At 42.5% G+C, this 13472-nt stretch carries 7 protein-coding genes; all 7 read right to left on the bottom strand.

Translation table 11 applies throughout. The annotated features are described in order from the left end of the window. Positions 1-26: 26 nt before the first annotated feature. Positions 27-2534, bottom strand: coding sequence for an L-rhamnose mutarotase (locus ACFE6N_RS06570; RefSeq protein ID WP_378934950.1), 2508 nt, complete (start codon positions 2532-2534; stop codon positions 27-29). Between the two features lie 9 nt (positions 2535-2543). Next, entirely contained in the window at positions 2544-3440 is an 897-nt protein-coding gene (locus tag ACFE6N_RS06565; protein WP_378934948.1) for a sugar phosphate isomerase/epimerase family protein, read from the bottom strand. Then, on the bottom strand, positions 3441-5000 hold the full coding sequence (locus tag ACFE6N_RS06560) for an acetylxylan esterase (RefSeq protein ID WP_378934946.1): 1560 nt from the start codon (positions 4998-5000) through the stop codon (positions 3441-3443). Beyond that, the gene (locus ACFE6N_RS06555; RefSeq protein WP_378934944.1) at positions 4997-6127 is read right to left on the bottom strand and encodes an exo-alpha-sialidase; all 1131 of its coding nucleotides are present in this window, start codon (positions 6125-6127) and stop codon (positions 4997-4999) included. The genes ACFE6N_RS06560 and ACFE6N_RS06555 overlap by 4 nt, the downstream gene beginning before the upstream one ends. A 168-nt stretch (positions 6128-6295) precedes the next feature. Then, positions 6296-8935, bottom strand: a complete 2640-nt coding sequence (locus tag ACFE6N_RS06550) for a family 78 glycoside hydrolase catalytic domain (RefSeq protein ID WP_378934942.1) — start codon at positions 8933-8935, stop codon at positions 6296-6298. 197 nt (positions 8936-9132) lie between these two features. Further along, positions 9133-11964 (bottom strand): glycoside hydrolase family 2 TIM barrel-domain containing protein, encoded by a 2832-nt coding sequence (locus ACFE6N_RS06545; RefSeq protein WP_378934940.1) that lies wholly within the window; start codon positions 11962-11964, stop codon positions 9133-9135. Continuing rightward, positions 11964-13382 (bottom strand): sialate O-acetylesterase, encoded by a 1419-nt coding sequence (locus ACFE6N_RS06540; RefSeq protein WP_378934938.1) that lies wholly within the window; start codon positions 13380-13382, stop codon positions 11964-11966. Before ACFE6N_RS06540 ends, ACFE6N_RS06545 begins: the two co-directional genes overlap by 1 nt. Between the last annotated feature and the right edge of the window lie 90 nt (positions 13383-13472).

Genomic DNA, 13472 nt, shown 5'->3' with positions numbered 1-13472 from the left:
AAAGCCTTCTCGCAATGACGATTTCTCTATATCGGTTTAAAGAAAACCCAAACTTCGCCAGGTTTTGTGCCTTCAATTCCCTCCTGGTATTTTTTCATTAATGCGTTCCATTCGTCTACCCTGGGGTTATTTTCCGTTGTTTTCGGGTTCAGTTTATCTAAATTTTCGCCTTTGGGTATGCTGATAATCAGCATGAGCTGGCGGCCTTTTTTAAAAATAACCAGCCGTTGAAAATCAGCATTGCAAAAGCCTTTTGATATTTCGGGCCATTTCTCAAATTGTGTTTTGTGGTATGCGAGATATTCTTTTTGCAGTTTTTCGTCTTTCACCAGGTTGGCAGATAATATAATGTTGTCCCATTCTTTTACCGGTTCGTTTCCACACTGTTTTTTCCGGTCGAAATCGTAAAACATATCATTGTACAGTTTAATTTCACTGGCATTGAGTCTTTTTAAGGTTTGTTGGAGACTCTCTGTTTTTAAGGTAGAGGTGTAAATGACCAGGCGGGTCTCCCAACGGTAAATGGATGAAAGCAGCAGGTTATTTTCGCGTGCAAATGCGGTTAATGCCTTTTCGTCAGGTACTTCATTCTTTTTAAAAATCAGCTCAAAAACCACAGGTTTATCTATCGCCTTATTAATCTGCCTGCTCCCAGAAATCGATGATTTATCCTTTATCAGATATTGATATTGCGCTTCCAGACCAGCGTTTTCTTTGATTTTTTCGGCAACTCCAGGCCCGTTATTTTCCCATACATTATCTGGTCCATTGGCATTTTGCAGGTATTTTTCGCTGGGCGTCCAGTTATTTTTTATGGTGAAATAGGAAGATCCTTCGTCGGTGTAGAGGTAAAACCAATGGTCAGGTAAGTGCGCATATTTGGCCGTGTAAATACTGTCAATAACATTTTCGGTAATGAACGAACCAGGTTGTGCAGATAAGGTATAAATGCCGGCTACATCGTACATGTGCTTGCCATAATGATGAATTTTGTTGGCGCTGATGGTATTATCCTTCATTGCATTTTTCGTTTTTGTCCAGCCCCAGCCCATGCTAATCCCTGAATAGGATACATCACTGACTTCATTATGCAGGATTTTCAGTCCGCGTACGTAACCTGCACCAATACCGACAGTGCCCCAATCCTCGTTGGTTACGTCGGTAATCAGGTTATTTTCAATCCGGTTATCCGAAGAAATTTCACGTTCATCCCTTGGCTGGTAAGGTAAATGTACCTCGGTGGCTTCGTCAGAAAAGGTACCCATTAGTATCCCTGATCCACCAATATCTTTAAACAAATTGCCGCTAATCAGATTGTTGGTTGTTCCTTTTTGATAATCGAGTCCGGTTGAAGCGTGGTGTTCAAACCTGCATGCCTCAAAATCGATATGATTGGCATAACTGATCTGGATGGCGGAAGCCGGACGCCCCACCCAGGCCTGGTTTTCTAATGTGGGTTTATCGGCAGTACCTGGTTGTTCTAACTTATAGGCGTCGAGCATATACATACCCGCCTGGTGCGGCACATGGCCCTGTTTGAAGGGTAATAACCACGATGCATGCTGAAAAGAAATCCCCTGGAAAGAAATGTAAGCAACCGGATGATCGATGGTTCCTTCAACTTTAACCAGTGTTTCTAAAACGGGCGCCACCACATCTGCCTGAAGCATATTCTGCTTATCTTTAGGCCAGTAATAAACTTTATGCTGCTGTAAATCTTCGAACCACTCGCCCGGTTCATCTAAAAACTGAATGGCATTGGTTAAATAATAGGCAGAATTCCCGGTTTTATCCGAAAGCCAAGGCGCTGGCCATGGGTGTTCTGATTGTATGCGGCTTTCGGGCTGTAAAAAGGAAAGTTCGGCAGTGTTCTGCTGTGTTTTTACTGATTTTACCCGCAAATTAGCAATGGCCCACCACTGGTGGATGACCATTTCGATGCCTTTAGCCCCGTTGAGGCTGATGTTTTTATTTAAAGGGATTTTGCAGGTCTGTGATTGGGCATCCCAGGACAAAATGCGGTTCATGGCATCGCCGTTAGCATCTTTGGCCCTAACAGCCTTACTATCATTCACCCAAAGCTGTCTGAACAATAAAGTATTATCGGCAAACATAGGTGCATCGGCAACCCAAACTTTACCTATGGCATTTTTAGGTAAGCCTGCAACCGGGTTAGTTAATTTTTTCCATCCTTTGATTTTTACGCCACCACTAAAAATAACTTTAGCGCCAGGAGCCGCCATAATCCGGATGGGACTTTCTTTGGTGCCCGAATCTTCGGGACGAAGCACAATAGCTTCATCTAGAGCGTAATAACCATTTTCGATAATGATATGAATCCCACCGTTAACTGAACTATCGTTTAGCCTGCGCAACTCCCTGGCCTTTCGGATGGCAAAATGTAAGGAGGCCAATGGTTTTTCCTTTGTGCCGGTACTGCGATCTGAGCCCAATTTGGAGACATAAATATCCGCTGCGAATAATTGTGCGCACATTAAATTTAAAATCAGCAAAATGGTTAGGTAGGTTCTCATAAACAAGGGTTATCCGGCTTGAAAAATAGATTTCAGGTATCTGGTATTGGCGGTGAAGTTGTACTTCACATTGGTAGGTTGTTTGGCATCACGACTACGTTCTATAACCAGCCAGCCACTCCAGCCCATTTCATCTAACGTTTGTTTTACCTTTTTGAGGTCAATTTTAGGATCATTTTCGAGCCATACACCATCTTCGTTTGTCGCATGGATCTGAATAATATTTTTCCTGCCCAATATTTTTAGTTCCTGGTGTAAATCACGACCATTTTTAGTTGCATTCGAAAAGTTGAAATAGCTTTTGATGTGCTTACAATTGATTTCTTTCAGCAACTGTAGTTCGCCTTTGGCATCGAGTGAAGTCTCAATACCGATAACCACCCCTGCTTTGGCCGCCATTTTACCGGCAATTTTTAAGCGCTCAACAATCGGCACCCTTAATTCGGGATTTTTAACTAAATCACCCTGTATGCCCAAGGGTAAAAAAACAACTTTGATTTGCATGGCTTTAGCGGTATCTAAACAATCCTGCACCATTTTTTGATAGGTTGGTCGTTTAGCAAAAGATTGGGCATAAAAGCCGGTCATGGCCAGGGCACAAAATTCGAGATGAAGTGCTTTTGCTTTTTCAAGGTATTGTTGTCTTATGGCCGGATCTGCCAGTTTATTATCAAAGGTTTCCCGGTCGCCCAGCCCGCCCATATCAATTTCCAATCCATCGGCACCGATTTCACTGGTCAGTTCCAAAGCGCTTAATTTCTGGCGTTTGAGGATCATCAAGTCAATTACAGCCACTTTGTACCTGCGCTTTTGGCTTGCAGCAAGCAAAACATTGGGCAACATTAAGCTCCCGCCAATTAAGGCAAGATACTGGATAAAAGTTCTTCTGTTCTGGTGTTGCATCATTTAATTCTGGCTTTTTGGAAACAATTTTTGCAGGTTTTCAAAACCCATTACAGCATTTTTAGGCAGTTTTTCACCTTTATCGCCGAAAACATACATGGCATTTTCTTTTTCGATGGTTACTTTGCTTTCATCGTACTTTCCGGCTTTGTCTTTAACAGAATTGCCATTGAGTTTAAAATGTTTAACCAGAAAATCGTAAAGGGCAATGCGTTTATTCAGACCGAAGTCATGTTTCTCATCTGGTAAATGCACATTTTCTACTTTATCCATTACGCCATAATAGCCATACATTTTTTGCAGGTATGGGAAATCATGTTCAGGAGTATGGGCGGTCCAGTCGCTACCATCTGATACGAGCAATTGTGGACGCGGTGCAGCCATTGCCGCAAGTTCCACATTATCTGTTCCACCCCCACATTGGTGAATGGGCATACCGCTTTCGCACGGACAGCCGCCATAAAAGTAGGATGACATGGCTACCACAGGGGCGCTGAGTTTAATGCGGTTATCCATTGCGGTCATTAAAATGCAATGGCTGCCAGCGCCCGAACCACCACTAATGGCCACCCGGTTGGTATCGGTTTCTTTTAGTGAAGTGAAATAATCTAAAATGCGGATTCCTCCAAGTGTTTGTACGGTTTGTGACAGGCTTTTTCTATGGTCTTCGTATTTAAACTGCAACATCGATTCGCCCCAGGCGAAGAGATCGTAACTAAAGGCCATAGCCCCCATGCGGGCCAGCATAGCGCAACGGACCTGGCAATCGGGACGGTAACGCTGTTTTTCCCAATGTCCATCAGGACTTAAGATTACCGGTATTTTTCCTTTGATATTTAGTGGTTTATAAAGTGATCCGTTGATCCAAACCCCTGGTAAAATCTCTAAAGCAATGTTTTCTACTGAATAGCCATCAAAAATTCGTTTAGCAGTAATAATTGGGTTCGAATTGGGCTTGGCCGGTAAAGGAGATAATTGCAAAGCCTCAAAAAGCTGAGGTTTAATCAATGCTTTCCGTTTTTCCCAGCTGTTCCGATCGCTGTATTTGGAAGCTAAACTATCCAGATAAGCCCAGCCATCCTGTACTTCCCAGCGGTAATATTCATATTCTTTAAGCTTATAAACGCCTGCTTTCTCTTTGTTCACCTTCATATCCAATGGAGTAAGTACATTGGATAAAGTTTCATCTACATCTGCCCGAAAGCGCCAGTTGGCATAGTTTACCCACTTATCTTTTACCTGTGGCTCGGCATATTTAATTTTTACGTGATAACGGTTTTCAATATCCTTAAGTACCTCTAATAAAGGCTTTTTGTATGCTTGATCTGAGTTTTGGGTTTGGGCGGAAAGGATGTTAGTGAAGGACAGTGTGCCCACTATAAATAACACTAGATATCTAAATATTCCGCCCGTCATTGCGAGTGCTGATTTTTCATCAGCCGAAGCAATCTTTCCTTGTAAGACAGATTGCTTTCCCGAGAAATCGGGACTGGCTGTCGTGCCTCCTCGCAATGACGATCGTCTTAACCTCGCAATGACGGATTGTTTCCTTATACTCCTCATGGTTCTTCGTTTTTAGTTTCAGTAATTACGGGTGCAGTATATCCCTTTAGTTTTGGCCAAATGCCATTTTTAATTTTCTTCAATTTTAATTTTGAAGGATCTACTACTACGTGTTTGATTTTCTCCCTTCGCCAGGTATAAATAAAATGCAACATGCCATCAGCTGTTTGAATAACAGCGGGATATGAATACTGGCTTATAGGCGAATCTTCTAAAATCAGTGCGGCGTACCAGGTTTTACCATCTTTAGAAACTGAAACATTTAACGGTGTGCGCGCACCCTTGGCCAAATCGCCGGGAGGCAATACATGGTTGTAAACCAATACCTGTCTGCCATCTTTCAGCGTAACGGCATCGGTACCTGAATTGTTGTTGGGTAAAGTGGTTTTGTTCAACGGCGACCAGGTTTCGCCGTTATCTGTAGACCATGATTCGGCAATGGCGCGGTTTGCGGTACGCGCTAAAATCTGAAGTTTACCTTTTCCATACTGTAAAATACTGGGTTGGATGGCTTTAATTCCGTTTTCCTGCAACGGCCCTACTGTACGCCAGGTTTTGCCGTTATCTTTGGTTACCTCGAAATGTACTTTCCAGCCATCGCCTTCGCGGCTGGATGGGGCGAAGAGATTTCCGTTACTTAACAAAACAGGCTTATTTTTAACCGGACCGATATTTCCATTTGGCAGTTTTGTAGCATCCGACCAAGTTTTGCCGCCATCTTTTGAGCTGCGCATCATGCCCCACCACTCAGATGGTTTAGGCCCTATTTTATAGAACAACAATAAATCGCCCCCTGGCACCTGGTACAGAACGGGATTCCAGGTAGGTAAGCGTTTGCCATCAGCCAAAATACCATTGGCTACAGAAACCGGTGCCAGCCATTTTCCATCAACAAAACGGCTGATGTAAATCTCTACATCAGGATTCCGCTCTTTGGTCCCCCCAAAAAACGAGGCCACTAAGCCTGTCGGGGTTTCGGCAATGGTAGCCGAGTGGCAGGATGGAAACGGAGCCTTATCGTATAAAAACTCCTGTTTAACGATTCCGGTTTGCCATTTTTCTACCTGGGCATGGGCAGTAAGCGTGAGGGCTGCTGCGGCGATGGTTAAAATTCTTTTGAATATCATACTTATTAGTTTTGGTCATTGTGAGGCTGATTTTTCATCAGGCGAAGCAATCTATTTTGCTGGAAAGATTGCTTCGTCGTACCTCCTCGCAATGACGATTTGCTCTTGCGTTATGTTTTGTGTTCACACAAACCATCATTTTAATTACTTCGTGCCTTGTACTGACGATTAACGTTCTACCACAAACTCATAATCACCTGAGCCCACCTCATAAATGGCTCTGTCTTTTTCTAACTTCATAAATTTTAAATCCTTCATTAAACCTGAATTCTCTTTAACTGCTTGCTTATTTTTTGCCGGAATATAGAGTATAGCACTCGTATTGGCCGGAATACTTACTTTCCATGTAAATTTACCGGTGGTTTTGGTATAGTTGCTTTTAATTAATCCATAAGCCGACTGATAACTTGCATTTATATGATCTAACCCATCGATCATTTCGGGTTTCATGCTAATTTTTTTAAAGGCCGGGCTTTCCGCTTTAATACCAGCCAGGTTTTCGTAATACCAGATCAGTAAATCGCCCAGCATCATCACGTGGTTTTGCGAATTCATTTTCGGATCGGCGGTATTGCCATTCCAGAGTTCCCAAATGGTGGTTGCACCGTTATCGATCATATAACTCCAGCTTGGGTAAGTTTTTTGTGTAGCGATGGTATAAGCCAAATCGGGTCTGCCGTAATCGTTCAAACAGCGCATTAGCCACTGCACGCCCACTAAGCCATTGCTTAAATGCCCTTTATTGGTTACTTCAACGGTATACACTATATTTTTGAAAACCTGATCGATATGCTTTTCCGGAACCATTCCGAAATAGAGCGGAATGATGTTATCTGTTAAGTTATTATCGCCATAAAAGCCTTTTTCGTTATAAAACCTCTGATTAAAGGCTGCTTTTATTTTATCGCCAAGGGCCTCATAATCTTTGTAATCACCTTCATTCCCGCTTATCTTGCTAAACTGCATCATCAATTGTGTAAAATGATAGTAGTAAGCCGTCGAAATCAGTTCGGAAGGATACTTTTTATCGGCACTTTTACCTCTGCCTGCCTCAATTGTTGCTGGTGGCATGCACCAGTCACCATAACTGTCCTTTGTGAGGATATTATCTCTCATGTAACGGTCTTGCATATAAGCCAGCCATTTTTTAATGGCCGGATAGTTTTCAGCCACCGCATGGACATCGCCGGTTTGCCTGTAAAGCATTTCGGTAATGAGCACAATGGAACCCGGCCAGCTCATGTTATCGCTATAATAACGCCAAAATGCGGGTGCAACATCGGGGATTGCACCATCTTCTTTCTGTGCATTCCTGATGTCCTGCAACCACTTAGCATAAAAACGGCCATTATCAAAAAGGAAATTTTCACCATGCGCAACGGCTCCTCTGTCGCCTAGCCAGGGCATACGCTCGTTACGTTGCGGGCAATCAATTGGGATGCCTTTGTAATTTCCGGCGATACCCCACCAGGCATTTTTAAAGATCTGGTTGATTAATGCATTTGACGTTTCGAAAGTACCTGCGGTATTCATTTTATCGTAGATCATTTTTCCAGTAAAGTCGCTGAGGTTTGGGGTGTAATTAAGTCCGGAAAGTTCTACATACCTAAAGCCACGGTAAGCAAAAGTGGGTTCCCATAATTCTGGTTCGTTTCCTCTAAAAGTGTATAAATCAGTGCATTTGGCATTGCGCAGGTTTGCCGTAAATAACTCACCATTTTCTTGCAACGATTCGGCAAAACGCATTTTCAATTGTTTGCCCTTTTGGCCTTTAACTTTAATTTGTAACCAGCCAACCATGTTTTGACCCATATCGAGGATAAATCTGCCGTCAGAGATTGCTTTAACAGCAACCGGTTTGAGCGTATTCATCACCCGCATGTTTTCGTTCATTTGGGCTTCGATGGTTCCCGATGGTTCCTGTACAAATTCTGCCTTCAGCCATTTGCTGTCGTCGAAACCTGCTTTATTCCAGCCGGTTGCTTCTTTTGTGGCATCATATTCTTCGCCATCGTACTCGTTATTTGCACGGATGGGACCATCGGCAGTGCCTTTCCAGGTATCATCGGTATCGATATTGGTTGTGCTGCCATCGCTGTAAACAATATGGACGTTCAGTAGCATTTTAGGAAAACCAAAAGTTTTGATTTTATAGGGTTTTTCATTTTGCCGCATGGCGAAGAAACGACCATTGCCTAAAATGGCACCAACTGCATTTTTCCCTTCCTGCAGATAAGGCGTCACATCGTAGGTATTGTATTTCACGTTTTTATTGTAATCGGTTGGTGAAGGAGTTAGTACCTCCTCACCTACTTTTTTACCATTCAGGTAAAGCTGGTACAAGCCCAGGCCAATAATCGAAGCTGTGGCGGATTTTACCTTTTTGGTATTTTGAAATTCCTTCCTGAAATAACGTGCCGATAAACGGGAGTCGGTTTTGATGTTATCCCATGGAAAGGCCCGATCGAAACCAATCCAGCCTTTTGGCCAGTCTTTGTAGTTAAGTAATCCCATTGTCCACGAGTTAGTGGCCGACCATTCGCTTTCGCCTGCGGTTGTCCAAACTTTAACTTTCCAGTAGGCTTTCATACGACTTGCTAATTTTTTTCCGTTGTACTCGACATGAATAGATTCATTACTGCTTACTTTTCCTGAATTCCAGAAATCTCCATCATTTTGTGCCAGTTTTTCAGTAGTTGAGGCCACCAAAATCTGATATGCTGTCTGCATCACATTTCGTTCTTTTGAAATGATTTGCCATGCCAAACGTGGTTTTAAAACATCAATGCCTAACGGATTTTCAAGCATTTCACAAGTTGAATTTCGCAACGATACCTGTGCCATCCCTTTTGAAAAGCATAGGAAGCAAATACTGATAATCGTTATATAATTTTTAATGTTCATTTAAGCTTTATGTTTCTCCCGCCGATTTCGCAAATTTCACAGATAAAAATTCTCCTATCTGCGTTCATCAACGCTATCTGCGGGCTATTTTTCTTGTTTTTCTAATTAGATTGCTTCCCCGAAAGCTCTGGGCTGGCAGTCGTACCTCCCCGCAATGAAGTATCTGGGGTAGAAAAATCAAAATACAAAGTCATATCCAACGCTCTCGCCGGTTCTTTTTCAAAATCGTAAAATACATGTTTCATGCCCATCGGACCGGTGGTTTCTGGTTTTTGTGTTTTGGTACCAATGGCCGAAATTCCGTTCATAAAAGAAATGTCGCCGTTTGGAAAAGTCGGACTCATGTTATCGTATTCTGTGTCTTTCGATTTCTTCGGGGTAAATAGCCTTAAGAAAACATCTTCCCTATCGGTTACTACCTTGAAATTTTGTGTCTTACCAACAAAATCGCACCAGTACAAATTGGCATAATAGCCTTTAAATTCAGGGTATTGCCATGGTGGCTCTCCGGTTGCCGAATCGTTGTAATCTTTTTTCCATACGCCTAGTTGGGTACCTTTCATGCGGTTTTTCCAAACACGGTATGGTCCGCTACCTTTGTAAGTTACACCTTTCATTTCTGTTTCGGGATAAGAAAAGTTTAAGCCAACGAAAGTGGTAAAATAAGCCGCGGGGAAATATTTTACCTGCATTTTTAACCATCCTGACGGATAAATTGTCCATTCCAGGGTGTTGTAACTTTCTTTTCTGTCAAAAGTTGAAGTGATAACCAGGTTTTGGCCATCCATTCTGGTTGTGAAATTTTTAAAGTTATTTACGCCTTCCTGTAAAACCGGTCCGTTGTTAAATGGTATGATTCCTTTCGTATTCTCGACCTTTTTCAATAAACCGTTTGTTTTATCAAAGGTTAGTTGAACGCCGTTAGCCGAAACTTCGAAAGCTGTAGCCGATGTTTTGAGATCCACTTTTGATGATCCGGTGGTTAAAACCAGTTCAGCAGCATCATCTTTTGGCAAGTTGATCGGGAAACTCCAGGTAAATAATTCCTTGCCGTAAACATCTTTAGCAGTTAGATACAGTGCATCGAAATTTTTCCAGTCTGCAGGAAGATTGATTTGCAATTTTCCTTTCTTTAAAGGTTTGATATCAGGTGCATTTGCTTTACTTGCTTTGAAATCGGTTTCGGAACCATCGGCTTTTAATCTTTTTAATTTCCATTCGAAACTGCATTGGTTCAGGTTGGTAAAGGCATACCTGTTTTCCAGAAGGAAAGTACCATCAAATGCGGCGGTGATTTCTCTTTTTTCGACAAATACCGGACTCCATACTTCTTTAATGGTATAAAAACTGCCCTCTTTTTCGTGGTATGGCCCTACAATCCCGTCAGGACCATGGTTACCATCAGTATCCAAAATGCCATTTTTATCGGTACGCACTACAGCCTGATCTGCAAAATCCCAAAGAAAGCCACCTGCAGAAAGCGGGTTGTTCCACATCGCGTTCCAGTAATCTTCTATCCCGGCACCATGGCCGCCATCCCACATGCCATGCAGGAATTCTGTTGGCATTAAGATGTTGTGACCATGATCGTAATTGCCGATACCATAATTATACTCGCGGTAATGTGTGGTTTCGAAGCCACCAAAAACCTCCCATGGGTGGATTAACGGGCGTTTCTGTATGTCGTTTTCAGGGAAAAGGCGATCGAGTTCCCGGTTGTGTCCACCTTCGTTTCCGTTGGCCCAGAACACAATAGATGGATGATTTTCATCGGCCGCCATCATTTCTTTAAATAGTTTGGTGCCGGTGGCTGTGTTGTAGGTACCGTGCCATCCGGCCAGTTCATCCATCACGAAAAGGCCAATCGAATCGCAAACATCAAGAAAATGACCATCGGGCGGATAATGCGACATGCGAACGGCATTCATGTTCATTTCTTTCATTAACTGCACATCTGCAATACTGATTTTTTTACTGGTGGTACGGCCCGATGAAGGATAAAACGAATGCCGGTTTACCCCTTTAAATTTCATTTTTACGCCGTTAACATATACGCCATCGCGCTCACGGACTTCAACCGTTCTGAAACCTATTTTTTTGGTAAGCGTATGGAGCATTTTTCCATTCTTACTCAGTGTAAAAGTGGCGGTATATAAATTGGGGAATTCTGAGGACCAAAGCGCCGGATTTTTAAAAGCTTGAGTTATGCTTGTTGTGCTACCGCTAATTTTAAAAGAAGCACTGCTGCCAAATTTATTTCCTTTAGCATCTGTTAACTGAAGGGCAATTTTATCTGCATCGCCTGTTGTGAAAAGATTAGCGGTCAATGTACCGTTGGCACGTGCATCGATCTGTATTCGTTCAATATGGCTTTGGGGTAAAGCCTCGAGGTAAACGGGACGGAAAATACCGCCAAAAATCCAAAAATCTGCTTTGCGTTCGGCATTGTTAACCGATTCATTGGTAGAATGTTTAGCTACTTTTACTTCAAGTAAATTATCGATACCCGGCTTAAGCAGTTTGGTAATGTCATATTTAAACACGTAAAATGATCCCTGATGAACTTCTCCGGCCAGCTGGCCATTGATTTTAACCTCGGTATCGGTCATGGAACCTTCAAAAACGATATTAATCTGTTTGTTTTTCCAACCAGCAGGAACATTAAATTTATACTTATAGCGTCCTTGTTCTTTGCCTTTATTTTCTTCTTTATTGAACCCGTAATTGTATTTTCCAAAACCTTGCAGCTCCCAGTTTGAAGGAACTGGAATAGTGGTCCATTTGCCTGAGTTCATGCCTTCGGTACAAAAGAACTCCCAGTTTACGGTATGGTCGTTGCCTGTTCCTGATAGATATAATTTCTCCGTTTGTTGTGCCTTAGCCTGGCAAAACATTAAAATTAAGCAAAGAAATAGTGATGACCGTTTTAACATTAATTGATTTTGAATTGCTGGGTTAATGGATTATCAGTTCGAAAGGGTAAAGCGGGCAGGCCATTGCTGTAAAAATTTCCCGAAGGGTTTTCTGCCCAGTTGTAACGTACCACTTTAGGATGCAACACTTCTTTGGCGGATACCCATACTTTTCCGGCTTTAATTTCGGCATTGGCGGGTACAAATTTACCGTCAGCTCCGGACAATGTAAAGCCCGCGACAGTGCCAGCATCTTTAGCATTTAAATGTTCGAAATTGAGTATGGCTTGGTTCGCTTTAAAGGTAACAGCTTGATAAATTGGACCTGAAAAATCTATTTTCTGGTTATAGGTTTTGGCTAAAGCCCAAATTGCCAGGCGCCTGCCTACCTCCCATTTATAGGTGGGATGTAAATCGCCACCGTTATCGTTTAAATCGGAAGTTGAGATCATTCCCGTATTAGGCAGGCGTAAAAGCTGTTCCTGCGCTTCCCAAAATGAAGGTTCTGTATCGGCGGTTAGTACCACTTTTTCGCTTTTTTGCTTGCTGTAATCGAAAGGGGCTATTTGTACGTAATAAAAAGGGAAATCATCATTTCGAGCCTTACGCCAGCTTTGTATCAGCGCTTTCATTTTATACGCGTAACTTATGGTTTCATTGAGGAAACAATTGGTTTCACCCTGGTACCATAAAACACCACGAATTTTGAAATTGGTCAAAGGTTCAATCATCGGTACATAAAACTTTCCAGGATCGTTGCCTATTTTTTTGTCTTTAAAATAGGCTTCATCAGCAAATGCCTTTTCCGAAATCCAGGGTTCGATAGCACTACCCGGCACTGCAGAGGAAATTACGCCTACCGGAACACCCAGTTTTTGCTGTAACTCTTTGGCAAAGAAATAACCTACAGCCGAAAAGGCACGTAAGGCAGAATCTTCGGCTACACTCCAGCTTTTATGAATGGAATCGGGTTTGATTAAAGTTTTTCTGTTTACCAGGAAAATCCTGATCTGCTTGTTTTTAGCCTGTGCTACCTCATCAGCCGGAAAGCCCAGTTTTTCATTTTTGGGCTTCGGGATTTTAGCCAGTTTGCGCATGGCATATTCCATGTTCGATTGACCTGAACAAAGCCATACTTCGCCAACCAGAATATTGCTCAACTCAATGGTATTAGAGCCTGAAATGAGCATACTTTGTGGTTGTGCAGATGTTTTTAATGGATTTAAAACTACTGCCCAGTTTCCGTTTTTGTCGGTAAGGGTTTCTTTTTTCTGCCCGGCGAAAGTTACGGTTACCCGCTCACCTGCTGCTGCAAAGCCCCAGATATTGATGGGTTTATCGCGTTGTAAAACCATGTTGCTGGAGAGGATTTGTGGCAACAGGATTTTGGCGTTGGCGGAGAAAGAGAAAAGAGATAAGATTATAGTTATTATCGTCATTTCGAGCGAAGTGCAACGTAGCCGAGAAATCTTTTTAGTTTGCTTAAAAGATTCCTCCACTACGGTCGGAATGACGATCGCGCGGGGATG

This window comes from Pedobacter sp. BG31 (assembly GCF_042464845.1).
In the GTDB taxonomy this organism is placed as follows: Bacteria; Bacteroidota; Bacteroidia; order Sphingobacteriales; family Sphingobacteriaceae; genus Pedobacter; species Pedobacter suwonensis.
The sequence above is the reverse complement of the archived record's forward strand: the minus strand, read 5'-3'. Positions and strand labels throughout refer to the sequence as shown.

Coding starts and splice junctions, on each gene's coding strand:
- ACFE6N_RS06555 (WP_378934944.1), bottom strand. CDS start 6,127: ATGATATTCAAAAGAATTTTAACCATCGCCGCAGCAGCCCTCACGCTT.
- ACFE6N_RS06570 (WP_378934950.1), bottom strand. CDS start 2,534: ATGAGAACCTACCTAACCATTTTGCTGATTTTAAATTTAATGTGCGCA.
- ACFE6N_RS06545 (WP_378934940.1), bottom strand. CDS start 11,964: ATGTTAAAACGGTCATCACTATTTCTTTGCTTAATTTTAATGTTTTGC.
- ACFE6N_RS06560 (WP_378934946.1), bottom strand. CDS start 5,000: ATGAGGAGTATAAGGAAACAATCCGTCATTGCGAGGTTAAGACGATCG.
- ACFE6N_RS06540 (WP_378934938.1), bottom strand. CDS start 13,382: ATGACGATAATAACTATAATCTTATCTCTTTTCTCTTTCTCCGCCAAC.
- ACFE6N_RS06565 (WP_378934948.1), bottom strand. CDS start 3,440: ATGATGCAACACCAGAACAGAAGAACTTTTATCCAGTATCTTGCCTTA.
- ACFE6N_RS06550 (WP_378934942.1), bottom strand. CDS start 8,935: ATGCTTGAAAATCCGTTAGGCATTGATGTTTTAAAACCACGTTTGGCA.